Raw genomic sequence first — 24,344 nt, 5'->3', positions numbered from 1 at the left:
TATAATGGAGATAATTATTCTCTTTTGGGTGTAGCTTTTCTTAATCCCGATGAATTGGAAAGGAGCGGTCTATGCTGACGCGTGATATATTGGAGCCGTATACGGAAATTTTGATGAAGCACGATCTGTTTGAGGGGATTCCCGCAGAGGCACTTCCCAATTTGCTGAATGCGCTTGGTGCGGAGATCAAGCGATATGCCGCGGGGCAGAACATCATGCGGATGGGGCGTGCGCCGATCGTGACGGGCATCATCCTCGCGGGGGCGATTGAGGTGTCCTTCCTCAACGAAAATGCAGATCAGATCGATATGAATATATTCGAGGCGGGTAAAAGTTTCGGCGAGACGATGGAGGGCGCCGACCTCTCCGAGAGCCGCATGTTCGTCAAGGCGATTCAAGATGCAGTCATTCTGCGCCTGCAGTTCCGCCGCCTCTATGAAAAGCCTGCCTGCGAGGATCCGCATCTCTGGCGGTTCACACTTAATATGCTGCGGCGCATCTCGGCAAAGGGGATCTTCTATCAGCATAAAATTCGAATCATGGGGCAAAAGAGCATCCGCGCAAAACTCAGCGTCTATTTGCAGGAAGCGCCGCGCGATGCGGACGGCGCGGTGCAGCGCGATATGAATCAGACGCAGCTCGCACGTTACCTCGGCGTGGAGCGGAGTGCACTCAGCCGTGAGATGAGCCATCTGCGCGAGGAGGGAGCCATTGATTACGATCGAAAGACGGTGTGGGTGCGGGATGAAGACTTTTTAGCGTTGTGAGAAAGAGACCAAATAGTTCTATGGATATGAAAGCTGAATTTCTGCGTATTATGCGTGCGCAGACTGATATGGCGATTGCAACAAGTGTTGAGGGGCAGCCGAACGTACGGATCGTGAATTTTTATTTTGACGACGCTGTGGGCATCCTATATTTTTCAACATTTAAGGACAATGACAAAGTACGAGAAATGTCTGAGAATCCGCATGTTGCATTCACAACCGTACCGCATGAAGGGAACGAGCATGTAAAGGCAAAGGGACTTGCAAAGATAAGTGCACGCAGTATTTTTGATGTTGCCGAGCGTTTTATAGAAAAGATTCCTGATTATGCATCGACGATAGAATATGCCGGAGATTCACTTATCGTCTATGAAGTGAAATTTGACGAAGCACTAGTGACGTTGGACTTCGAGCATATTGAGACCATTCGGCTATAAAAAAATCCCGACGGAGATTCTGCCGTCGGGATTTTCTATCTGATTCTTAAATTATTTTACACCATCTCTTCGGGATGGAATACCTCGTCGAATTTTTCGGCGGTGAGGAAACCGAGGGCGACGCAGGCTTCTTTGAGGCTGATGTTCTCGTCGAATGCCTTGTGCGCGGTCTTGGCGGCGTTCTCATAGCCGATGTACGGGTTGAGGGCGGTGACGAGCATGAGAGAGCGATGAAGGTTTTCGTGCATCTTCTCACGGTTCGCCTTGATGCCGACGGCACAGCGGTCGTTAAACGACTTCACGGAGTCGGTAAGGAGGCGCGTCGACTGCAGGAAGTTGTAGATGATGACGGGCATGAACACATTGAGTTCGAAATTGCCCTGCGATGCGGCAAAACCGATCGCGGCGTCGTTGCCCATGACCTGCACGGCGACCATGGTGACGGATTCGCACTGTGTTGGGTTGACCTTGCCCGGCATGATGGAACTGCCCGGTTCGTTTGCGGGGATCGTGATCTCGCCGAGTCCGCAGCGCGGGCCTGCCGCGAGCCAGCGGATGTCGTTCGCGATCTTCATCATGTTGGCGGCAAGCCCTTTGAGTGCGCCGTGGGCAAAGACGACGGCATCCTTGCTCGTGAGGGCGTGGTATTTGTTCGGTGCGGTGACGAATTTCTTGCCCGTCAGCTCGCTTGCCGCCTGTGCGACGGCGGTGTCAAATCCCTTTGGCGCGTTGAGTCCCGTGCCGACGGCGGTGCCGCCGAGGGCGAGTTCGTGGAGGAAGGGGAGCGACGCTTTGAGCTGTTTCTTCGACTCTTCGAGCATGGCGAGCCAGCCGCTGATCTCCTGCGAGAAAGAGATGGGCACGGCGTCCTGCAAATGGGTGCGCCCCGTCTTGACGATGCCTTCGTTCTCCTTCATCAGGCGGCGGAAGGTTTCGGCGAGGAGGTCGATGCTCGGGAAGAGGTGATCCTCGATGGCAATGACCGCGGCGATGTGCATGGCGGTCGGGAATGTGTCGTTCGAGCTCTGCGACATGTTGGAGTGGTCGTTCGGGTGAAGGATTTTCTCGCCCGCGATTTCGTTGCCGCGGTTCGCGATGACCTCGTTGACGTTCATGTTCGACTGCGTGCCGCTGCCCGTCTGCCACACGGCGAGGGGGAAGTGCTCCGCGAGTTTGCCGGCGATGATCTCGTCGCACGCCGCTTTGATGGCGCCCAGACGCTTGTCGTCGAGTTTGCCGAGCTTGTTGTTCGCGATGGCGGCGGATTTTTTCAGGATGCCGAACGCGTGGATGATTTCGGCAGGCATCTTTTCAATGCCGATGGGGAAATTTTCAAAACTTCGCTCAGTCTGCGCCGCCCAATATTTGTCGGCAGGGACCTTGACTTCTCCGAGGGAATCGTGTTCGATACGGTACTCCATTTGGATTGTCCTCCTTATCAGAACGTGAGAGAAAACTGTACTGTGAAAATTATAACACAATCGGCAGAAAATGAGAATATTTATCCTGTTGAAATTTTTTGGAGGATCTGTTTTGTGAGGAGACCGACGGCGAGTCCGGTGAGGATGCCTGCGATGCCGAGCACGGGGGCGTAGATGAAGAGAGCGTCCGTTTGCATTACGGCGGCGGCGACGGCGAGCTGTCCCATGTTGTGCAGGAAGCCGCCCACTGCGCTGATGCCGACGATGGAGAGCTGCGTGCGCGCCTTCAGCAGTGCCATTGCGGCAAAACTCAGGACTCCTCCCGCGAGACTGTAAAGCATCGGTGCGATACCGCCGCCGAAGAAGGAGGCGAGCAGGATGCGCAGGAGGAGGACGAGGAATGCGTCGCGCATGTGCGGCAGGGTATAGAGCGCGACGAGCGTGACGAGGGCGGCGAGCCCGAGCTTTGCGCCCGGGACGGGCAGCGGCAGGGAAATCAATCCCTCAAGGAGAAATAGGATGAGGGAGAGCGCGGTGAGAAGGGCAATGCGTGCGGCGATGCGGAGATCCATCATATTATTTCACTTCGATGAGGAGTTTGTGCGGGAGGCAGGCGATGACGTCGCCCTTTTTTTCAGCTTTGCCGGTCTTGACACAGACGAGGTCGGGGCAGTCCGCGTCCACGACGGCGATTGTTTCGTCCTCAATGCGGATCGTATTCGTGCCGTGTTCGTCCGCGACGACGATTTCCTCCGTGCCGCGGTGTCCTGTCAGCGGGATGTCGTAGAGCTGTTTTCCGTCCTGCGTGACGACAGCATGAAGCGGCGCACTACTCTCACGCGGCGTAAGCAGAGCTGCGGCGCCGGCGCAGACGAGGAGAAGTGCGGCGATGAGGATGAAGTCTCTTTTCTGCATAAAATTGCCTTGCCTTGACGAATGTTTTCAATCACAGTACAATAGAGTGATATTCTATCAGGTTAAATGCCTTTGCTCAGCTCCCGCTGCCAATAGGCGAGATCGGGTTCACTGAGCGGCAGATCGATCGTCTGCCCGTTGTCGTAGTAAAAGCGCAGGCGCACGCCCGCGGCGCTGCGTATGGCGGGGAGCGCAGCGCGCGGCAGCTCGGCGAAGAGCTTGTTCTCATTTTTATAGGGGCTGTCCGCGCCCGGGGTGGGGCGCGGCGTGTATTTCGTTGCGGCTTTCATCTCCCATGCGCTGCCGTCGGTGTAGAGCACGACGTCCGGCAGCAGCTGCGCTGTGTCGTAACGGTAATCCCATAGTGCGAGCGTCGCACCCTCAAGCCGTCCCTCGCCGGTGTAGGAGGCTTGAAAGTCAATGCGGGCATAGGCCGAGAGGCTGCGCGCCGTGCGGTGGTCGACGCGGTACGTGTAGGAAAGTCCAAAGATGCCGATGAGGATGGCGAGCAGTGCGACGAGAGTCACGAGACGAAAGAATACGGTCTGCATCGGCGCCTCCTTTTGAAAATGAGTTCAGCGTATTATAACACAGGGGGCGGCGCTTTGTCAGCAGAGCGCGGAGAAAGAAAGAGGGATACAGTGTGGCGGTCAAATTATTTGTATCGGATCTTGACGGGACGATGCTGCCGAGCAGGAGCGCAGTATCACCGGAAAATATTGCGGCGGTGCGCCGTGCGGCTGAGGCAGGTGTTGTCGTAACCATCGCGACGGGGCGCATGTTCGAGGCGGCGCTGCCCGTTGCCGAGGCGCTTGGTCTCGATGTGCCCATCATCTCCTACAACGGCGCGCTGATTAAAAGCCCGAGCGGACGCGTCTATGAGGAGCACACGCTCGACGCGCAGCTCGCGCGCGACATCATCTCGTTCTGCCATGCGCGCGACTGGTATATCCAAGAGTACAGCGGCGGCCGGCTCCGCTATGAAAAGGCGTGCGATGAGTCGCGTGCCTATGAGGCATCGCAGGGCGTGCCGGGAATTGCCGTGGGGCGCGCTGGGATGCTCGAGCACGCGGCGGGCAACTGCAAGCTGCTTCTTGCAACGCAGGGGCGCGAGATTACGATCGCACGCGCGGAGGAGATCGCGGAGGCGTTCGGCGCGCAGGTCGACGTGACGCGCTCGGCGGATACGCTCATCGAGATCGTGCCGAAGGGCATCTCCAAGGCGACGGCGCTCCGCACACTCGCGGCAAAGCTCGGTATCCCCGCCGAGGAGACCATGGCGATCGGCGACGCATACAACGATCTGCCGATGCTCGAGGCGGCGGGCAAGAGCATTGCGATGGGCAACGCGTTCCCCGAGGTGAAGGAAGCCACAGACTACGAGACACTGACCTGTGCGGAGAACGGGCTTGCCGCCGCGATCTACGCCTATGTGCTCGGCATGGGGGCGGATGCGCCCATACCGCTGCCAAAGAGGGATATATAACGGCGTACGAACGATTTGAAGAACGCAGTTCAATTTGATATGTGAGGTGATACGAGATGCGTGAGAAGAAGGCAAAGTCCGCAGAGAAGTTCCGCCCCGTGATCATTACGGGCATGTCGGGCGGGGGGAAAACGCTCGCAGCGCGCTATATGGAGGATCTCGGCTATTTTTGCGTAGATAATCTGCCGCCGGTCTTTATTCCGAAATTCATCGATCTCTGCCGCGAAACGCACGGGCAGATCAGTCGTGCCGCTATCGTTGTGGATACGCGCAGCCGCGAGTTTTTTGATGCGTTCGTGCAGATCCTCGACGAACTCGACGCAGGGGATATTTCCTATGAGCTCCTCTTCATTGAGGCGTCGGACGACGTGATCATTCGCCGCTATAAGGAGACGCGCCGCCCGCATCCCTTGGCACCCGAGGCACGCATCTCCGAGGGGGTCACGCGTGAGCGGCAGCAGCTCGCCCCCGTGCGCGAACGTGCCACACAGATAGTCAATACGTCGAAGCTGCGCAAGACCGAACTGCGCGAGATCATCAGAGAGCATTACGATACGCCGGGCGGCGATACGGAGCTGACGGTGACGGTGCTCTCGTTCGGGTTCAAATACGGCGTGCCGCTCGATGCGGATCTCGTCTTTGACGTGCGCTTCCTGCCGAACCCGTTCTATGTGGACAATCTGCGGAGCAAGAGCGGCACCGTGCCGCAGGTCGCATCCTACATCGAGTCATGGGACGTGACGCAGAAATTCGAGCGGCACCTCGACGATATGATTGACTTCCTTCTTCCTCAGTATGAGAAGGAGGGCAAAAGTCAGCTCGTCATTGCTGTCGGCTGCACGGGCGGGATGCACCGCAGCGTCTTTATCGCAAAGCATCTCTACGACCGCATCAAGAGCCGGTACGACGTGCGTCTGGAGCACCGCGATCTCATGAAAAACGAGGTGCAGGAACACGTGAGCGAGGGGTAAGTCATGCATCTCATGAAATGGCTGTACCCCGGCATCGGGTTCAAACGCTGGCTGTTCGCATTCGCGCTCGGCACGATCTGCGTCAGTCTCGGCGTCGCCCTCGTCTTTAACTATCAGTATCTCGACGCGATTGAAGAGGCGATTTTCCGATTCGTCTACACATGGCAGGGCAGCTACGACTATATGTTCACGGCGATTGCGGGTGCCGGGCTTTTTGTCGTCGGCAGCATCCTCATGCTCGTCGCGATGCGGCGCGTCATCCGCGCCATCATCACTGCGCTCATGCCCGAGGGGGCGTCCGCACGGCTCGTGGATCTCGTCTATGAAAAGACGCGCCTGAGCCGCGGCCCCACTGTTGCTGTCATCGGCGGCGGGCACGGACTCTCCGTGCTCCTGCGCGGCATCAAGGAGCTGACGAGCAATGTGACTGCCATTGTCACGGTCGCCGACGACGGCGGTTCCTCGGGGCGTCTGCGCGAGGAGCTCGGCATCATCCCGCCCGGCGATCTCAGGAACTGTCTCGTCGCGCTCGCGGACACCGAGCCGCTGATGGAAAAACTCTTTCAGCACCGCTTTGAGGGACGCAGCGACCTCGCGGGACATAGTTTCGGCAATCTCTTCCTCGCGGCGATGGCCGAGGTTACGGGCGACATGGAGACGGCGCTCAAGGAGTCGTCGAAGGTTCTCGCGGTCAAGGGGCGTGTGCTCCCCGCATCCAAGGAGTCCGTGCGTCTCGACGCGATCCTCGAGGACGGGACGGTCGTCGAGGGCGAATCGCACATCCCCGAGGTACCGGGGCGCATTCGCAGCGTGCGGCTTTTTCCGGCGGATGCCGCGCCTGTGGCATCCGCGCTCGAGGCGATCCGCACGGCGGACGCCATCGTGCTTGGTCCCGGCAGTCTCTACACGAGCATCATGCCGAATTTGCTCATCCGCGGCGTGGCGGAGGAGCTGCGAAAAAGTCGCGCGCTCAAAATCTACATCTGCAACGTTATGACGCAGCCCGGCGAAACGGACGGATATACCGCGTCCATGCACGCGGAGGCGATATTAAAGCACGCGGGGCGCGGATCCATCGACTTTATGCTGGTCAACAATGCGCCCATTTCGCCCGCGCTCCGGGAAAAATACGCGGCGCAGGGCATCTATCCCGTCCGTGTGGACGAGGATGCGATCAATGCCCTCGGCATCGGTTTTGTCGGGGCGGACATTGTGAACCAGTCGGATGCCGTGCGGCACGATCCGGATAAGCTCAGCCGGAACATCATGCGCATGATCTACGACTTCCGGGTGCAGTGACATGCCGTCGTTTGCATCGGATGTCAAAAATGCGCTCGCACGCACGGATGAGCAGCGCAGCTGCTGTCGGACGGCGGAAATAGCCGCTCTTCTCCGTATGGGAGCGTCCGCCCGGACGGAGGGAGGAGGGCAGGGGCGCGGTCTGCGGTTCGAGGCGGCGAGTGCCGCCGTAGCGCGACGCGTGATCCGGCTCCTGCACAATATGGACGCCGCGATCGAGACATCGGTCGCACAGGAGCGCACGCCGCAGCTCCGCCGCCGCACCTATATCGTCAACATCGCCGCAGGCGCATCCGTGACGCCGCTGCTCACGCAGCTCGGCTTCCTCGAGGAGGGAGAATTGCGTGCGGGGACGGACATGGCGCTCTTGCGGAAAAAATGTTGCCGTGCCGCCTATCTGCGCGGTGCGTTTCTCGGCGGCGGGAGCGTGAACCGCCCCGAGGCGAGCTGCAATCTCGAACTCAAGGCGCGGAGCGAGACAATGGGGCGTGCGCTTCATACGCTGCTGCGCCGCATGGGCTTTCCTGTTAGAATGACGGATCGGCGCGGACTTTACGTCGTCTATCTCAAAGAGGGTGACGCCGTGATGGACTTCCTCTCGCTCATCGGAGCGGAGGAGGCGGCGGAGGAGATCGAGGTCGCGCGCAACGTGAAAGAGGTGCGCGCGCAGGTCAATCGCCTCGTCAACGTCGAGATGGCGAATGTCCGACGTGCCGTGGACGCCGCTGCCGAACAGCGCGCGGCGATTGAGCGTCTTGCGGCGGCGGGGCGCATCGAAACACTGCCCGAGGAGCTGCGCGAGACCGCCGAGATGCGACGCGCGCATCCGGAGATCAGCATGGCGGAGCTGGCGGCGCTCTGCCACATCAGTAAACCGGGGATGAACCATCGCCTGCGCAAACTGCGCGCGATGGCAGAGGAGGTATAAAATTTGGGAAAGACAATTCGGCGGCTGCTGACGCTGCCGCTGTGGGCGCTGCTCGGACTCTTTGCGTGGCTCATCACGGCGCCGCCGCCCGCAGGATTTCCCATCCTCGAGTACCATATGGTGACCGAGGAGGTGCGTCCCGGCGCAGAGCCGTATGTCGTGCCGCCCGCGGAGTTTGCCGCACAGCTCGACTATCTCCGCCGCGAGGGATATACGACAATCACCCCGCAGGACTATGCGCGCGCGCGCAAGGGCAAGCAGGTACTGCCGGAAAAGCCCGTCATCCTCTCTTTTGACGACGGCTATGAGGACAATCACCGCGTGATCCTGCCGATGCTCGACGAGCGCGGTATGAAGGGCGTGTTCTACATCGTGACGAACGACATCGGGCAGCCCGGCTATATGACGTGGGACAATCTGCGCGCACTCGAGTCGCACGGCATGGAGATCGGCAGCCACACGGCGAACCATATCCCGCTGACGACGCTGACGCGCGAGCAGCAACTCGATGAGATACGCCTCTCAAAGCTCCTGCTCGAGTGGAACGGCATGAAGACAATCTATAGCTTTTCCTATCCGAACGGATCGTATGACGATGTGATCGTCGATATGCTCGCCGAGGAAAACTATCTGACGGCGGTCACGGGCGAGGCGGGGCTGAATACGATGGAGACGAATCCGTACCGTCTGCGCCGCATCAATATTCCACCGCCGCATTTTGGGCTGTGGGAATTCCGCCTGCGGCTCTTTAAGGGGGAGCTCGCGGCACGATTGGAGACGCGCATGGCAGAGCTGCCGGAGGGCGTTCGGCAGAATGTGCAGGACGCGATCTATTTGCTGAGGAGATCATAAAACGGAATCATTGGAGGAAGGAAATCAAGAGAGTATGAATAAGGGAATTGTGTGGAAGGGAATCTTAGGGATCTCGGCGCTTTGTGCCGCGCTGCTCTTCCCGGCGGCGCGAAGCGCACAGGCGCATCCAACCGGAGGGACAACGGTTGTGCGGGAGCGCGGCGCGGCGGAAGGGGGCATTCGCAGCCGTGTTGCCGCAATCCTCGGCGATAACGGGATCCCTGCGCAGCGGATTGCGCAGCAGGCGTCGCGCATGATGCACCGGTGGGAAGTGGAGTCGCACGATACGGGCGGGACGCTGCTCTTTTCGGACAGTCCCGAGTATGTCAAAGAGACGGGGATTCTCTACCGTGATACCGTGACGGGAGCGGCGCGCGTTCTTTACTATCATCTGAACGATACTGCAACGCCGAAGAAAGTGGCGGTCGTGCTCGAGACGGAGGCGGATCTCGCTGTCGTTTCGGTGACACGCGGTGCAGCGAGTGCGCCGAGCATCGACTATCTGCGCGTGGGTAAGGCGACACAGATCGGCTATTTTGATACGCACGAGATGAGCGAGCGTATCCATGTGACGAAGGAACGCCCGCGTCTCCTTGCACCTGCGATGGATGAAACGATTTTGAATCCCGGAGAATTGGTTTACGGGGTATATGATTTCGACGCGAGTGCCCCCGTGCGGGTCTCTGTCATCATGTACGGTGCGGACATCGATCCCTTTGCCTTTCTGCGTACGGCGCGTGTGCTGCCGCGTGACGAGGTGGCGCTGCGCGGAACGTTCCAAGGAATGAACCGCATCGTCACCTCGCAGCGGATCTATCACCCCGGACGTGACGGCGCAGTGTATTTCCCCATCGGGGACAATCTGCACGATACGTACCTTGCCGGGGTCGACGCGACGGACGGCGCGCCTGTCGTGAACTACGGCAACTATGGTCTGCTCTATCAAATCAATATCCCGACGATGGGCAGGGAACGTACGCGGTATTTCCTCAGCCCGCTCGGCGGTGTTTACGCGGGCGCGATGCGCGCACAGAGCGGCAGGCGAATGCGCCTCATCGAGACGCCCGCGCACCGTGCGTATTTTGGCGATCAAACCGTTCCCGAGCCGGAGAATGTGGCGCGCGCCCGCGAGGAGGGGCTGCTCTTTCTGACGCAGCACACGGAGCTTGCCGATCTCGGTTCGTACGAGAGCGACCGCCCCGTGCAGTTCGAATACTCGCCGCCGGGCGCGTCAAATCTGCCCGTCAACATTATCTTAATGCCGGAAAAATAGGCGGAGAAAATTTCGCAGGCAGGAAGGTTTTTTTCACTTTGCGTTGAATTAAAACCATAGCAAACAATGCCGTAGGGAATCATTCATACCGGGTGATCAGGGAGGAAGTAAAATATGGCAGAAGAGACGAAGATTGACCATGAGCGGCTGCTGACGGCGATCGAACAGATTGCGACGTCGACACAGACCGTCTATGAGGCGATCGAGCAGGTTGCAAAGAGCGCGACGGAGCTCGCGACGGCAGGGCAGGAGTCGGTGAAGCAGGCAAAGTTCCTGCAGGAGCGCAATGCCGATACGATCAAGGTCATTGATTTCATCACGAACATCGCCGGACAAACGAACCTCCTCGGTCTGAATGCCGCGATTGAGGCAGCGCGTGCGGGCGAGCAGGGACGCGGGTTCGCCGTCGTCGCCGAAGAGGTGCGCAAGCTCGCGGAGCAGTCGCGCGAAGCGACCGAGCGTATCCAGGTTACGCTGAACGAGATGAACCGTGCCGTTGAGGACATTTCGAAATCCATCGAGACGACCGGCTCCATCAGCGAAGAGCAGGCGGCATCCACGCAGGAGATTACGGCAAATCTCTCACAAGTGACGAAAGCCGCGGACGAGCTCAAGGCATACATTAAGACGCTGGCGTAAAGTGCATATAAAAACCTCCCGATGCGGACGTACCGCACGGGAGGTTTTTTGCGCATATTATTTTTCGTCTTATTTTTTCTTGCGCTCTTTGACGCGTTCTTTTGCTGCCTTTTCGCGTGCCTTTACCTTGTCGTCAAGTTTTTTCTGCTGCTGATGCTTGGCATAGTCGACGCCCATGCCCGCGAGCTTGTGCTTGATGGTCATGATGGGATGGCGCAGGAGCATTCCGCGCTGCGTGCCCTGCATGATGGTCAGGAATTCCTGCGTCGCCTTCGCGCCGAAACATGGGCGGTCGCAGCGGTCGCAGATCGGCTTTGTAATGCCGTAGGGGCAACGGTCGATCTTCGTAAAGACGGTTGCGAGCAGCGCCGTGCAGCGCGGGCAGAGCTTGCTGCCGTTCTTCTCGTGATGCTTGCCGCAGTAAATGCCGAAGGTTTTGCGGATGTTTTCCTTTTCCTTCGGGATGTTGTTCTTAATTTCGGGCGGTTTGCGCTTCGGGAGGAAGCGTGAGAATATGCTCATTCGGAATCACCTATGCTTTCGTTTATCTTCTGCGCATGCGCGCTTTTCTCTCCATTTTGTCATTTTACAGATTTTTTTAGAAAAAAGCAAGAGCGACAAATCTGTTTCCATTGTGTGAGTATGATTGACAAGTGTTCACACATTTGTTAGGATAAACCGTATTCTATTTGGATTTGTGTATTTGGGGAAACGCGTGACGCGGGAGGGCTGCATGGAAAATGTCTACGCTTTGGTCAAGCGTTTCTACGGCGAACATGGGCGTGTGAACATCTTTGTGCCGAGACCGCTGGTCGAGCGCTATTTGCGTGCGTCGGCGTGGAAAGGGAGGAGCAGCGAAGAGCTGTGCATTGACTGGTACTGCATCGAGGATTTCCTGATATGCATTGCACGGCGCAGCGACGAACTTGCGCGTCTGTTTATCCGCATTGACTATCTTGCGCTTTTTTTTCGCTATGCTGAAAAACATATTGACCGGCGTCCCTTAAAGTGCCATGTGGAGGATTATTTTGCGCGTATGCGTGCATTCCTCACTTACCTTGAGGAAAACGGGGACTATGAGATCGATATGGCGGAGCCGGATGCGGATCTTGAGGAGTTCTATATCACAGGGCGATTTCGCCTGCCGCCGCGTGTCGAATGGGAGGAGATCGAAGGGCTGACGCTCGATGATATCGAAGAGGATGAGCGTATGGAGATGGACGAGCTGAATCTCCAGCTCAATGACCTCCTGCACAAGATCGGCGAGTATTTTAGGCGTCCTCCGTATCAGCTTGATATCGGACGCGCCGCCATGATCTATACGGGCGATCTCTACGATATGAGCGCTTATGAACACGCTTCCGAGGAGGAAAAGGAAACTTTCTGGCTGCGGTTTTGGGATTTTTTCTTCTTCGACTACCATTTGATCGCTACCGATGAGACGCCTATTGAGCATTACAGCGAGCAGGAATGGGATAAGCTCGATTACGACGAGCGTGAGATTATACAGGATCTTCTTGCCGCGCGCTTTGCAGTACTTGCCGTAACGGAAGAGTACGATGAATACATTGTCTGCCGTGACATGCTTCGTAATGAGGAGATCATCCTGCCGCATCCGGGGATCCCGGGGGCGCTCAGTCGAACGATTTTGTTCGGGCATATTTGTGACGAGGGGGTGATGATGCTCAACTACATCACGTCGATTCCTGCGAGCAAGCGGCTTCAGCGGCGTATCAGCGAGACGATTCAACGCGAATTTGAGCTCTTTTGTATGCAGAAAAAGTCTGCCGATATAGATGAATTTCTCCTGCGAGAGGCTGCACTCGTGCGGCATACCATCCACGTACTCTCTTCAAGGGCACAGCTCGATGTGCTTCCGCAGCGTGCATTGCCTCCACAGATCGACCGTCCTGCCGCTGAACGGGATCGCTGGAGCGAGGAGCTCACCGTGCTTCGTGCCGTGTCGGAAAAACTTGGGTTCAGTCGTTACGCACAGGAGCTGATGGGGAATCTGTTCCGTGACTATGCGCATATTGTCGGGAGGCATGCAGAAAAACCGGAAGTCCTGACGGCGGTTATTTTCCTTTTTGCCGACATCAACAGCATCGACCTGACACATATAGAAGAACTGTACCGCGTATTTGGCTCAAATAAGAAGAGCGTCAATGCGGCAATCACTCGTATCCGGGAGACGATAGGGTGCGTCTCGTTTGATCCGCGGTATCTCGGTGAGGAAGGGTTCGTTACGATGCTCTACAGTGTAGTGGATCGGAAATCAAGGGATCATAGATCATGAGTTGAGTCGTGATCACCGATTGCGCTGTGAGAGAACGAAAGCAAAGCTATATTCGCCTTGTGGATCATGCCGGCAGTCTTGCTTTGTTCGGGACAAAAGTGTGGATGCTTCCAAATTTACGCGTGCGTATTCACAAAATTGTATTGAAACGGATTCGATATGTATTGTATATCGGATCCGTTTGTTGTTATGGAGTCCATGCAGCTGCTTTCACACATATCATTAAAGATGTCCGGAAAATTATTCAAGATGTCGGAGATGCTTGTAAAAAAAAGGAGAAACCCCTATAATAGAAGAGTATTATAATGGGGATGGCTATATTTTAGGAGGGAATCCGATTTGATGATGAACGGCGCACGTGCGCTTTTAGAGAGTTTGAAACAGGAGGGCGTCGAGGTCGTCTTTGGATATCCGGGCGGCGCGGTGCTGACACTGTACGACGAAGTTTATAAAATGGGCTTCCGGCATGTGCTGACGCGTCATGAGCAGGGCGCGGCACATGCGGCGGACGGCTACGCTCGCGCGTCGGGGAAGGTCGGCGTCGTATTCGCGACGTCGGGACCCGGCGCGACGAATCTCGTGACGGGGATTGCGACGGCGCATATGGACTCCGTGCCGATGGTCTGCATTACGGGGCAGGTGGCAAATCCCTATATCGGCAAAGATTCGTTTCAAGAGGCGGACATCGTGGGTATTACGACGCCGATTACGAAGCATAATTATCTTGTGAAGGATGCGGCAGATCTGCCGCGCATCGTCAAAGAGGCGTTTTATATCGCGCGGACGGGGCGCCCGGGCGTCGTCGTCATCGACGTGGCAAAGGATGTGTTCGATGCGCAGATCGACTATCGCTATCCGAGTGCTGTAAAGCTGCACGGCTATACGGACGAGGCCTCCTTTGATCCCGCAGCGGTGCGGGCGGCAGCGGAGGCTCTTGCCGCGGCGGAGCAGCCGCTGCTCTTCGTCGGCGGCGGTGTTGTGCTCTCGGATACTGCGGAGGAGATTCGTGAACTCCTCAGACTGACGGGGATGCCGTCGGTCGCAACGCTCATGGGCATCGGCGGCATCGCCGCAGAGACCGAGGGATTCACCGGGATGGCGGGGATGCACGGCTCCTACGCGTCGAACATGGCAATACAGGAGTGCGACCTCCTCCTCGCGGTCGGCACGCGGTTCAGCGACCGCGTGACGGGGAACACGGCGGCGTTTGCGCCAAAGGCACGCATCGTGCATTTTGACATCGATCCTGCGGAGCTGAACAAAAATGTGCGCGCCGATCTCCCCGTGCTCGGCGATCTGCGGGGGACATTGCCCGCGTTCGTCGCGGCGGTGCGCGCCCTGGAAGGAGACTTAACGACGCGATTCCGCCCGTGGCTCGGCGAGGTGCTGTCGATGGAGCGTGCGCATCCCTTGACATGGAAGGAAGCGGAGGAGATTCGCCCCGAGGCGCTCGTCAGCAAGGTGCGTGAACTGATGGGTGAGGATACGATCTGTGTGACGGATGTGGGACAGCACCAGATGTGGGCGGCGCAGTTTTTCCATGCACATGCGCCGCGGACATTCCTCACGTCGGGCGGGCTCGGCACGATGGGGTACGGTTTGCCGGCGGCGCTCGGGGCGAAACTCGCCTGCCCAGAGAAGAAAGTCGTGCTCATCACGGGCGACGGCAGCATCATGATGAACTGTCAAGAGTTTGCGACCATTGCGGACAACGACATCGACATCAAGGTCGTCATCGTGCACAACTCCATCCTCGGCATGGTGGGGCAGTGGCAGCGGCTTTTCTACAGCCGGCATTATTCCGCGTCGGAGCTGAAGGGCAAGACCGACTATGTGAAGCTCGCCGCGGCGATGGGGGTTGCGGGTGCGCGCATTGAGACGAAGGCGCAGCTTGCAGAGGAACTGCGGCAGCTCCTCGCGGCGGACGGGACGCGGCTCATCGACGTCATCGTTCCCGAGGAAGCGGACGTTGTGCCGATGGTGCCGGGCGGCAAGCGGCTCGATCAGATGGTGCTGGGAGGCAGGTAATATGGACAAATATTTACTCGCGGTGCTGGTCGACAACAAACCGGGCGTCCTCACCCACATCGCCGGACTCATCAGCCGGCGCGCGTTCAATATCGAAAGCATCTCTGCCGGCTATACGGAGGAGAAGGCGGTCACGCGCATCAACATCGTTGTCTCCGTTGCCTCGGAGAACGAGCTGAACCAAGTGGTGACGCAGCTTTCGAAGCTGATCGACGTTGTGAAAATTGTCAATCTTACGCAATTTGACTCTATCACGCGTGAACTTGTGCTCATCAAGGTGCGCGCGACGAAGGAATCGCGTGCGCAGATCATCGACGTCGTGAACATCTTCCGCGCGCGCATCGTGGATGTCGGGGTGGAGAATGTCGTTGTGGAGTTGACGGGCGACGCGAAGAAGATCGACGCGCTTTCCGAGCTGCTGTCGGACTACGGCATCATCGAGATCGCGCGGACGGGAGCAATCGCACTCTCGCGCGGTCCCGTACCCGTGAAACATATGTAAAAGGAAACACATGCAGAAAAATGGAGGGATCGGTATGAATCTGAGAAAATGGGCAATGTTTCTTCTTCCTGCCGCTTGCTTGGGACTTGCGGGCTGTGGAATGCCGGGGGCGAGTTCGAACCGCGTCGTCTATGCAAATTTTGACGATGCGGACGGGTTCTGTTCGCAGATCAGAGCGGCATTTGATCAAAAGGCAAAGGCGGACGGCATCGAGGTCACGTATTTGGACGCCAAGGGCAGCGGCAATATGCAGATCGACCAGATGAACGATGCCATCAGCAGCGGTGCAGGCGCGATCGTTCTGCTCGCGGCGGACGGGACGAGCATTGTCAAAAGCATCGAAAAGGCAAACGATGCGGGCATCCCTGTGATCATCGTCAACCGCAGCGTTGCGGGTGGAAAGGTGCTGCGCGCGTTTTCCGACGATAAGGAAGCCGGTCGTATGCAGGGCGAATACATGGCGACGCATCTGCCGGAGGGCGCAAAGATCGTCTATTTGCAGGGCGACGGTACGCAGAGCAGTGCCGTGGGACGTTGGGAAGGGTTCAAAGAAGCCTGCCTTGACAAGCGCCCGGACATACAGCTGCTCTCTTTTGTCGATGCCGGATGGAGCAAAGCAGAGGCGCTCAAGACAATGACTCTTTGGATGAGCATGTTTCCGGAGATCAACGGTGTCGTTGCGGGCAACGATGAGATGGCGCTCGGCGCAGTGCAGGCACTCAAGGGGGCAAACCGCCTCGAGGGCTGCCTGATCTCAGGGGTTGATGCGACACCGGCAGGGCTTGCCGCCGTGACGGCCGGGGAGATGGTGCAGACCGTCAAGCAGGATGCAAAGGGACAGGGCGAAGCCGCGCTGACGCTCGCGGAGGGATTCATCAAGGGAAATCCGCCGTCAAGCGACACATCGATTCCTTTTACATCCATCACGCAGGAAAATATCGGACAGGTTGGCAACTGAGGAGGGCGGCGGCATGAATATTCCAATGATTGGTGCGGATGCACTCAAAGATTACAGCGTGCGGACGAAGATTTTTATCCTCTCCGTGACGCTGCTCGTCGTTCTTCTCATTGTTGCGTCAGTTGGAATCTACTCGAACTACCGTGCGAAAGAGTCGCTCGACGATATGTATAACCACAACCTCATGACGACGCAGTACCTCAACGATGCGAACAATCGGCTGCGCAAAATCAGTGTGAACACGCCGTATCTGTTGCAGACGGATATGCCCGTGGACAGCCGCAAGGTGCTTGTGGACGATGTGCTCGGCAATCTTGACGGAATCCGGCACGATATGGAGGAACTCAAAAAGATTGACACGAGCGAGCGCGCGCAGGCGACCATTGCTGAGCTGGAAAAAAACCTCACTGTCGCCGCGGATAAGGTCGGCGCCATCAACAATATGGGGACTGCACCGGAAGATCGCATTGCGGCCTTTAATAATCTTGCGTCGCTCACGGTGATTTCGAGCAATATGGATGTGCTCACTCCGGATAACGTGTTTCAGGGAAAACAGGTCTTTGAGGCGAACAATGTCCGCTATGACGAGACGGTCTACACCTTTGCGGTGATCCTGCTGATCGCGCTCGGATTCGGGCTGTTCGTTTCGCGTCTCATCGCGGATAATATCTCGGGACCGCTTGCCGCATCGATCGGACACCTCAACGCCGTGGCGGCGGGCGATCTGAGCCGCGAGATCCCGGCGGAACTCTCGGCGCGCCGCGATGAGATCGGCGTCGTGGTGCAGGCACTCGGCAAAATGCAGGGCTTTATGAAGCAGGTGCATGAGGAAGCTGAGACGACGGACGCCATGGTCGGCGAGCTTGAGCAGATGCTGAATAGTCTCAGCGGCGACACACAGGACATGTCAGCCGTAACGCAGGAGATGTCGGCGGGCATGGAGGAGACGGCGGCGTCCACCTCCAACGTTCAGCATCTCAGCAGCGATCTCAGTGACGGCATTAAGGGGGCGGCGGATGCCGCCGCGCGCAGCGAGGAGTATGCGCGCGAGATTGTGGGACGCGTCGCACAGCTCAAGACGGCGATGGAGCAATCGCGGGCAAGCGCCGATCGCATCTACGGGGCGACGAAGGCCTCTGTCGAGGAAGCGATCGAATCCGCAAAGGTTGTCGACCAGATTGGACAGCTCACACGAGATATTGCTGAAATTGCGGAGCAGACCAACCTGCTCGCGCTCAATGCGAGCATTGAGGCGGCGCGCGCCGGTGAACAGGGGCGCGGCTTTGCCGTCGTTGCGGGTGAGGTCGGCAAACTCGCCGAGCAGTCGCGCGAGACCACCGAGAAGATCAGAGGCCTCACGGGGCAGGTCACGGCATCCGTACAAGCGCTCTCAGACGGAGCATACAGCCTGCTGCAATTCATCGACGAGGACGTCCATGCCGACTATGGGCGGATGGATGAAACCACGCTCTCCTATGAGAAGGATACGGCGTATTTCCGCAAGAGTGCAGAGGATACGACGACAAATTCGCAGCAACTGCTCTCCGCTGTCAATGAAATGAACCAGGCGATGGACGAGATCCGCAATGCAACCCATGAGGGAGCCGTCGGCAATACGAAGATCGCGGAGAAAGTCGTCGGTATGGCGGAGCAGTATGAGGATATTTTGGCAAAGATTCAAACCTTCAAAGAAGGTACGGCGCGCCTCAAGAACCTTGTTGCAGCATTCAAAGAGGGCTGATTTTGCCGCCTCAAAAAGCAGTTTGACTTTTTTATAAAAAGACTATTGACTTTTTGACTTAAATGGATTACTATATGAATCGTGAGTTAGCACTCAGTAAATGAGAGTGCTAACAGCGTAGAATATCATTGTTATGAAACTAGGAGGCAGATACCATGATTAAGCCATTGGGCGAACGTGTTGTCATTGAGGTTGCGGAGAGCGATGTCACGACGGCGAGCGGCATTGTGCTCCCCGACACGGCGAAGGAAAAGCCGCAGAAGGGCAAAGTCGTTGCCGTTGGCACGGGCAAGCTGCTGGATAACGGACAGCGCGCCACACCTGAGGTGAAGGTGGGCGACGGTGTCGTATTCTCGAAGTACTCGGGCTCTGAGATCAAGGTCGACGACAAGGACTATCTCATCGTCCGCGAGAGCGACATTTTGGCGATTCTGTAAGATTACGCAGCTTTTAGGAGGCATATAGTAATGGCAAAACAGATTTTGTTTGACGAAGAGGCGCGCCGCGCACTTGGGCGCGGCGTTGACGCACTGGCAAATGCGGTTAAGGTAACGCTCGGTCCCAAAGGCCGCAACGTCGTTCTCGATAAGAAGTACGGCGCACCGACCATCACGAACGACGGCGTAACGATTGCGCGCGACATCGAGCTCGAGGATCCGTTCGAAAACATGGGCGCACAGCTCGTGAAGGAAGTCGCGACGAAGACGAACGACATCGCAGGCGACGGCACGACGACCGCGACGCTCCTCGCACAGGCGATGATTCAGGAAGGAATGCGCAACGTCGTTGCGGGCGCAAACCCGATGATCGTCAAGAAGGGCATTGAGTGCGCAGTCAAGACCCTCGTCGAGGAGATCAAGAGCAAGGCACAGAAGGTCGAGACCAAGGCAAAGATCGCGCAGGTTGCGGCGATCTCCTCCGGCGACAGCGAAGTCGGCGACCTCATCGCAGAGGCGATGGAGAAGGTTGGCAAGGACGGCGTTATCACGGTCGAGGAGTCCAAGTCCATGGACACGAACCTCTCTGTCGTCGAAGGAATGCAGTTTGACCGCGGCTACATCTCCCCGTACATGGTGACGGATACCGAGAAGATGGAAGCTATTATGGACGATCCGTATGTGCTCATCACGGATCGCAAGATCTCGTCCGTTGCGGACATCCTGCCAGTGCTCGAGCAGGTGGTCAAGCAGGGCAAGCAGATCGTCATCATCTCCGAAGATCTCGACGGCGAAGCGCTCGCAACGATCGTTGTCAATAAGCTCCGCGGCACGTTCAAAGCACTCGCGGTCAAGGCGCCGGGTTTCGGCGACCGCCGCAAGGCAATGCTCGAGGATATCGCAATCCTTACGGGCGGAACGGTCATCAGCGAAGAGCTTGGGCGCAAGCTCGACAGCGTTACGCTTACAGACCTCGGTCGTGCGCGTCAGGTGCGCTCTACGAAAGAGGAGACGACCATCGTTGACGGTGCGGGCGACAAGAATCAGATCGCTTCGCGCGTCGATCAGCTCAAGAAGCAGATCGCGGAGACGACCTCCGATTTCGATCGCGAGAAGCTGCAGGAGCGTCTCGCAAAACTCGCGGGCGGCGTTGCGGTCGTTGAGATCGGCGCAGCTACCGAAGTCGAGATGAAGGACAAAAAGTACCGCGTCGAGGACGCGCTCAACGCAACGCGTGCCGCGGTCGAAGAGGGCATCGTTGCCGGCGGCGGCACGACCTTCATCGATATCCTGCCGGCACTTGATAAAATCAATGCCGAGGGCGACGTTAAGGTTGGCGTTGACATCGTGCGCCGCGCCATCGAGGCGCCCGTACGCCAGATCGCCGAGAACGCAGGTCTCGAGGGCTCCGTCGTTGTGGACAGCGTTAAGAAGGCGGGCGACGGCATCGGCTTCAACGCACTCGAGAACACCTACGTCGACATGATCGGCGCGGGCATCGTCGACCCTGCAAAGGTCACGCGCTCGGCGCTCCAGAACGCGGCATCCATCGCCGCAATGGTGCTGACGACCGAGACACTCGTCACCGACAAGCCGGAGCCTGAGGCTCCGATGCCGGGCGGCGCACCGGGCATGGGCGGAATGGGCGGCATGATGTAAGGATGCCCCATGCGTTCCGGTAAATAAACGGTTTTAGCATTTTGGCAAAACGATTTGTGCATATTTTGTGCATAGAAAGTTTTACGTAATACAAAAGACGTCTCTCCGAAAGTTCGGAGGGGCGTCTTTTTATGTTACATGTTATACGCTGCCGGTGATATTAGGGGGATGCCCAAAAATGAAAAACTATCTGCTGTGCGGATGGATATTTATTTACACGAGGAAGGATTAGCGCTTGCTCTCGGCTTTGGCAAAGAATTTTTCCGATGCGACGGCAAAGCGCTCATGCGTGCCGGAACCGATCTCCTCGCGGGCATCGTATGCCGTGACCTTGAGGTTGATCTTGCGTCCGTCGACCGCCGTGACCTCGGCGACGGCGCGGACGGACAGTCCGACGGGCGTTGCGGCACGGTGGCTGATAGAGAGTGCAGTGCCGACGGTCGTCCATCCGACGGGGCATTCGCGCTGGCATAGCTCAGCTGCGGCGCGTTCCATGAGCGCCGCCATGCAGGGGGTCGCGTAGACGTCGAGCGATCCGCTGCCGACGACGCGCGCGGTCTTCTCCTCCGTGACGGTGTCCTGTACCTCGTGTGTCATGCCGGGGGCGATGGTGCTTGTAAATTCCATGAGAGTTCCAGCTCCTTTTCCATGATTTGGACTTGGTATAGGTAATTTCTTTTTTATATTTTACTGCATGCCAAATTCTTATGCAACGGGCGAGGGGAGAAAAAGTGAACCCTGTATACAGAATAATTTGCCGCGGACGGTTGCGCCCGTCATGGAATCATTCTATAATAAGGGACGCCCGCAAAGAGGGCATATATCCGTAATAAGAGGTGATACGAGTGAGTGATATGTACAGTGTCGCCATCAGCTATGGCGACGTTCTCGGCTGGATTGATTATGATGCAGATGCCCGTACCGCGACGGTGAATCTCGCGGATGAGAAGGGGCGCGCGGCTGCGGAGGCTTTCCTCGCAGCAGATCATGAGGTCGAGGTGCCGCATGAGACGCTGATGGACTTTACGAAGGAGTCCGTCACTCCGCTCGCGGATCGGGACAGCTTCGAACTGGCTCTCACGCGCCTGTGGAATGAGACAGGCGTGCAGGTGGACTGGTCGCGCCCGGTTGACTATGTGAAGGCGCACCCGCATTACTGAGGGAGCGCGAAAGCGCTTTCTCCTACGTTTGACGCCGTCCTTGGGGGATGGTGGGAGGAGTTTTTATGATTCGTATTGGTATTCTTGGTTATGGCAATCTCGGCCGCGGTGTGGAGTATGCGGTCGAGGCAAATGAGGATATGGAGCTGGTCGCCGTCTTTACACGGCGCGACCCCGCATCGGTGAAGCCGCGCACGAACGTGCCGGTTGTCCATGCGGACAAGGCGGCAGAGTGGAAGGACAAGATCGATGTCCTGATCCTCTGCGGCGGCTCTGCGACCGATCTGCCCGAGCAGACCCCCGCGTTTGCAAATCTGTTCAACGTCGTGGACAGCTTCGACACGCACGCAAAGATTCCCGCGCATTTCGCGGCGGTGGATGCGGCGGCAAAGGCGGCGGGGACGGTAGGCGTGATCTCGGTCGGTTGGGATCCCGGACTGTTCTCGCTCGCACGCGTCTATGGCGATGCGGTGCTCACGAACGGTGCAGACTACACGTTCTGGGGGCGCGGCGTGAGTCAGGGGCACTCGGATGCGATCCGACGCATCCCAGGTGTGCGCGATGCCAAGCAGTATACCGTCCCCGTGCCTGCCGCGCTCGATGCCGTGCGCAGCGGTGCGAATCCTCAGCTCACCACACGCGAGAAGCATACGCGTGAGTGCTATGTTGTGCTTGAGGAGGGCGCGGATGCGGCTGCCGTGGAGAAGGCGATCGTGACGATGCCGAACTACTTCGCGGACTACGATACGACGGTGCACTTCATCAGCGAGGAGGAGCTGCAGCGTGACCATGCGGGGCTGCCCCATGCGGGTTTTGTCGTTCGCTCGGGCGCGACGGGCAAGGATGGCGAGCATAGGCACGTCATCGAGTTCAACCTGAAGCTCGACTCGAACCCCGAGTTCACGGCGTGTGTTCTCGCGGCGTATGCACGTGCGGCACACCGCCTTGCGTCTGAGGGGCAGACGGGCTGCAAGACCGTCCTCGACATCGCTCCCGCCTATCTCTCGGCGCAGGGCGGTGAGGAGCTTCGTGCGGCTTTGTTGTAAAATCCAGTGCCTCGTGCATTTTTGCACGGGGCACTTTTGTATTGGTGCTGTGGCATTTGCAGAAAGGAGGAGCAGCATGGGCTTGCTTCGGCGATTTTTTGGTAATTTTGAGAAACCACAGGGGACGATGGGCAGGGTCGTTGTTGCGATGATGAATCGCGGGCATGTTGGGATTGCAGCATGGGGGCTCTCGCATCTGGACCTGCGCGGGGACGAGCACGTTCTCGACTGCGGATGCGGCGGCGGGGCGAACCTCGCGAAATTTTTGCAGATGCTCCCCACAGGGGATGTGACGGGGCTGGACTATTCGACGGTTTCCGTCGAGAAGGCACGTGAGGTGAACCGTGCGGCAATCGAGGTGGGACGGTGCACGGTCATGCAGGGGAATGTATTGGAACTGCCATTTGGTGATGGGCAGTTCGATGTTGTGACTGCGTTTGAAACAATCTACTTTTGGCAAGAGATTGCCCATTGCTTTACGGAGATGCACCGCGTACTGAAATCCGGCGGCGTATTCATGATAACGAACGAGACGAGCGGCAAGACGGGTGCACATGAAAAGTGGCAGAAACTCGTTGATAATATGTCTGTCTATACGGGTGAGGAACTCGAACCGCTGCTCATGGGTGCGGGCTTTGCACGTGTGGAGATTGACGAGGATTTGAAGGCGGATCGCCTCAATGTTCGGGCGTACAAGGCGTGAGATTTTTCTTTTGCAAATGAAGAAAGCGTCCCGTATCGGCGGGACGCTTTTGCTATTTCGCCGAACGATATTTTCTGCTATAGTAAGGGCATAGACTGGATGAGAAAGGAGTGCTGCTATGGCGATTACACCGCCGACGCCGCCGACCCCCCCCTCGCCGCCGAAGATCACGCTCGGCGATGCGGCGCGTGACGCACAGGCGAATCAGACGCATACGACGGGCGATGCACAGGCGGAGCAGCAGGCGCGTGACTCGGTGGCACAGGGCAACGGCGCGCTATCAAAGACGACGACGGGGACGCCGCAGGATCGTACGAATGCGGGGCAGCATGAACGCGCTGATGCCGGCGCGCGCAGCGATGCTGCGGGCGGCGACCGCGTGAATACGGCAAGTACGCGCGTCGATCGCGGGACGCAGGTCGAGGGGCAGACGGGCGCGGATGTGACAACAGGGCTGAGCGCTGCGGAGGAGAACGCGATCCTTAAAAAGCAGCTTGGCATCGGCGCCGACGGGAGCACACAGACCGCCGCGCAGGAATCGCCGCAGTCCTATACGGCGCCGAGTTCCTTTGCATGGGCAGGACTGCTCGCCGTCGGGATTGTGGGCGGCGTGTTCCTCTTTCGCAGGTTCTTCCGCAGGAAAGAGGGAACGGAGCAATTTGCTCCCGAGAAGCATCTTGCGGAGCGAATCTTGGCGCAGGATCGGGGCGCCGCGCGCGCCGCAGGTGCGGACGAGGCGGCGGTGGAACATGCGGCGCTGCTCTCGGCGGCGGCGCGGACGCGCCGCACGCGTGATACGCGCGGAGAGATCTTAACAGAGTACACA

26 protein-coding genes are annotated in these 24,344 nt (G+C 58.0%); 20 read left to right on the top strand and 6 right to left on the bottom strand.

The window, feature by feature from the left end; all coding sequences use genetic code 11:
* Positions 1-71 precede the first annotated feature (71 nt).
* Positions 72-767 carry a Crp/Fnr family transcriptional regulator gene (locus HMPREF1147_RS04245; RefSeq protein WP_009657809.1) on the top strand — a complete coding sequence of 232 codons (696 nt, stop codon included), beginning with the start codon at positions 72-74 and terminating at the stop codon, positions 765-767.
* Positions 768-787: 20 nt separating this feature from the next.
* Positions 788-1,204: a pyridoxamine 5'-phosphate oxidase family protein gene (locus HMPREF1147_RS04240; RefSeq protein ID WP_009657817.1), complete on the top strand. Its 417-nt coding sequence runs from the start codon at positions 788-790 to the stop codon at positions 1,202-1,204.
* Positions 1,205-1,260: 56 nt separating this feature from the next.
* Here HMPREF1147_RS04240 and fumC read toward each other — a convergent pair whose 3' ends face one another.
* From fumC to HMPREF1147_RS04220, 4 genes are all read right to left on the bottom strand, one after another.
* Complete coding sequence (fumC, locus tag HMPREF1147_RS04235; RefSeq protein ID WP_009439272.1) at positions 1,261-2,625, bottom strand: class II fumarate hydratase; 1,365 nt, start codon at positions 2,623-2,625, stop codon at positions 1,261-1,263.
* An 80-nt stretch (positions 2,626-2,705) separates the two neighbouring features.
* A complete protein-coding gene (locus HMPREF1147_RS04230; protein WP_009657831.1) occupies positions 2,706-3,200 on the bottom strand; it encodes a Gx transporter family protein in 495 nt (164 codons plus the stop codon).
* A 1-nt stretch (position 3,201) separates the two neighbouring features.
* Positions 3,202-3,540, bottom strand: a complete 339-nt coding sequence (locus tag HMPREF1147_RS04225) for a NusG domain II-containing protein (protein WP_009657828.1) — start codon at positions 3,538-3,540, stop codon at positions 3,202-3,204.
* Between the two features lie 62 nt (positions 3,541-3,602).
* The gene (locus HMPREF1147_RS04220; protein ID WP_009657813.1) at positions 3,603-4,091 is read right to left on the bottom strand and encodes a hypothetical protein; all 489 of its coding nucleotides are present in this window, start codon (positions 4,089-4,091) and stop codon (positions 3,603-3,605) included.
* A gap of 92 nt (positions 4,092-4,183) precedes the next feature.
* On the opposite strand from HMPREF1147_RS04220, the gene HMPREF1147_RS04215 reads away from it, so the two are divergent.
* The 7 genes from HMPREF1147_RS04215 to HMPREF1147_RS04185 all read left to right on the top strand — a co-directional run bounded on the left by HMPREF1147_RS04215 (position 4,184) and on the right by HMPREF1147_RS04185 (position 10,988).
* Complete coding sequence (locus HMPREF1147_RS04215) at positions 4,184-5,026, top strand: Cof-type HAD-IIB family hydrolase (protein WP_009657815.1); 843 nt, start codon at positions 4,184-4,186, stop codon at positions 5,024-5,026.
* A 56-nt stretch (positions 5,027-5,082) separates the two neighbouring features.
* Positions 5,083-5,997, top strand: a complete 915-nt coding sequence (rapZ, locus tag HMPREF1147_RS04210; RefSeq protein WP_009657822.1) for an RNase adapter RapZ — start codon at positions 5,083-5,085, stop codon at positions 5,995-5,997.
* 3 nt (positions 5,998-6,000) lie between these two features.
* Complete coding sequence (yvcK, locus tag HMPREF1147_RS04205) at positions 6,001-7,296, top strand: YvcK family protein (RefSeq protein WP_009349852.1); 1,296 nt, start codon at positions 6,001-6,003, stop codon at positions 7,294-7,296.
* A 1-nt stretch (position 7,297) separates the two neighbouring features.
* A complete protein-coding gene (whiA, locus tag HMPREF1147_RS04200) occupies positions 7,298-8,224 on the top strand; it encodes a DNA-binding protein WhiA (RefSeq protein WP_009657811.1) in 927 nt (308 codons plus the stop codon).
* 3 nt (positions 8,225-8,227) lie between these two features.
* Entirely contained in the window at positions 8,228-9,076 is an 849-nt protein-coding gene (locus HMPREF1147_RS04195; protein ID WP_009657836.1) for a polysaccharide deacetylase family protein, read from the top strand.
* A gap of 34 nt (positions 9,077-9,110) precedes the next feature.
* On the top strand, positions 9,111-10,349 hold the full coding sequence (locus tag HMPREF1147_RS04190; protein ID WP_037351123.1) for a hypothetical protein: 1,239 nt from the start codon (positions 9,111-9,113) through the stop codon (positions 10,347-10,349).
* A gap of 114 nt (positions 10,350-10,463) precedes the next feature.
* The gene (locus tag HMPREF1147_RS04185; RefSeq protein ID WP_009349856.1) at positions 10,464-10,988 is read left to right on the top strand and encodes a methyl-accepting chemotaxis protein; all 525 of its coding nucleotides are present in this window, start codon (positions 10,464-10,466) and stop codon (positions 10,986-10,988) included.
* A 69-nt stretch (positions 10,989-11,057) separates the two neighbouring features.
* Here HMPREF1147_RS04185 and HMPREF1147_RS04180 read toward each other — a convergent pair whose 3' ends face one another.
* Positions 11,058-11,510 carry a nitrous oxide-stimulated promoter family protein gene (locus HMPREF1147_RS04180; RefSeq protein WP_009657825.1) on the bottom strand — a complete coding sequence of 151 codons (453 nt, stop codon included), beginning with the start codon at positions 11,508-11,510 and terminating at the stop codon, positions 11,058-11,060.
* A 211-nt stretch (positions 11,511-11,721) separates the two neighbouring features.
* Here HMPREF1147_RS04180 and HMPREF1147_RS04175 point away from each other — a divergent pair, with 211 nt between their 5' ends.
* The 7 genes from HMPREF1147_RS04175 (at position 11,722) to groL (ending at position 20,609) form a co-directional block, all read left to right on the top strand.
* Positions 11,722-13,284 (top strand): hypothetical protein, encoded by a 1,563-nt coding sequence (locus tag HMPREF1147_RS04175; protein ID WP_009439191.1) that lies wholly within the window; start codon positions 11,722-11,724, stop codon positions 13,282-13,284.
* Positions 13,285-13,626: 342 nt separating this feature from the next.
* Entirely contained in the window at positions 13,627-15,312 is a 1,686-nt protein-coding gene (gene ilvB, locus HMPREF1147_RS04170; protein WP_198002974.1) for a biosynthetic-type acetolactate synthase large subunit, read from the top strand.
* Between the two features lies 1 nt (position 15,313).
* Positions 15,314-15,814: an acetolactate synthase small subunit gene (gene ilvN, locus HMPREF1147_RS04165; protein ID WP_009657835.1), complete on the top strand. Its 501-nt coding sequence runs from the start codon at positions 15,314-15,316 to the stop codon at positions 15,812-15,814.
* A gap of 34 nt (positions 15,815-15,848) precedes the next feature.
* Positions 15,849-16,772, top strand: coding sequence for a sugar ABC transporter substrate-binding protein (locus tag HMPREF1147_RS04160; protein WP_175282271.1), 924 nt, complete (start codon positions 15,849-15,851; stop codon positions 16,770-16,772).
* Positions 16,773-16,785: 13 nt separating this feature from the next.
* On the top strand, positions 16,786-18,513 hold the full coding sequence (locus HMPREF1147_RS04155) for a methyl-accepting chemotaxis protein (RefSeq protein WP_009657839.1): 1,728 nt from the start codon (positions 16,786-16,788) through the stop codon (positions 18,511-18,513).
* 155 nt (positions 18,514-18,668) lie between these two features.
* On the top strand, positions 18,669-18,950 hold the full coding sequence (groES, locus tag HMPREF1147_RS04150; RefSeq protein ID WP_009349865.1) for a co-chaperone GroES: 282 nt from the start codon (positions 18,669-18,671) through the stop codon (positions 18,948-18,950).
* Positions 18,951-18,980: 30 nt separating this feature from the next.
* On the top strand, positions 18,981-20,609 hold the full coding sequence (groL, locus tag HMPREF1147_RS04145) for a chaperonin GroEL (RefSeq protein WP_009657829.1): 1,629 nt from the start codon (positions 18,981-18,983) through the stop codon (positions 20,607-20,609).
* 228 nt (positions 20,610-20,837) lie between these two features.
* On the opposite strand, the gene HMPREF1147_RS04140 is transcribed toward groL, so the two are convergent.
* Positions 20,838-21,236, bottom strand: a complete 399-nt coding sequence (locus HMPREF1147_RS04140; RefSeq protein ID WP_009657838.1) for a thioesterase family protein — start codon at positions 21,234-21,236, stop codon at positions 20,838-20,840.
* Positions 21,237-21,454: 218 nt separating this feature from the next.
* Here HMPREF1147_RS04140 and HMPREF1147_RS04135 point away from each other — a divergent pair, with 218 nt between their 5' ends.
* From HMPREF1147_RS04135 to HMPREF1147_RS04120, 4 genes are all read left to right on the top strand, one after another.
* A complete protein-coding gene (locus tag HMPREF1147_RS04135) occupies positions 21,455-21,769 on the top strand; it encodes a hypothetical protein (protein WP_037351122.1) in 315 nt (104 codons plus the stop codon).
* A 65-nt stretch (positions 21,770-21,834) separates the two neighbouring features.
* Positions 21,835-22,815 carry a diaminopimelate dehydrogenase gene (locus HMPREF1147_RS04130; protein ID WP_009657826.1) on the top strand — a complete coding sequence of 327 codons (981 nt, stop codon included), beginning with the start codon at positions 21,835-21,837 and terminating at the stop codon, positions 22,813-22,815.
* Positions 22,816-22,891: 76 nt separating this feature from the next.
* Positions 22,892-23,518 (top strand): class I SAM-dependent methyltransferase, encoded by a 627-nt coding sequence (locus HMPREF1147_RS04125; protein ID WP_009657840.1) that lies wholly within the window; start codon positions 22,892-22,894, stop codon positions 23,516-23,518.
* Between the two features lie 118 nt (positions 23,519-23,636).
* Positions 23,637-24,344, top strand: a 708-nt coding sequence (locus HMPREF1147_RS04120; protein WP_009657823.1) for a hypothetical protein, incomplete at its 3' end; no start/stop codon positions are given.

It is taken from the genome of Selenomonas sp. FOBRC9, from assembly GCF_000287655.1.
In the GTDB taxonomy this organism is placed as follows: domain Bacteria; phylum Bacillota; class Negativicutes; order Selenomonadales; family Selenomonadaceae; genus Centipeda; species Centipeda artemidis.
Note: the sequence above shows the minus strand (reverse complement) of the source record. Positions and strands in the feature narration are given on the sequence as shown.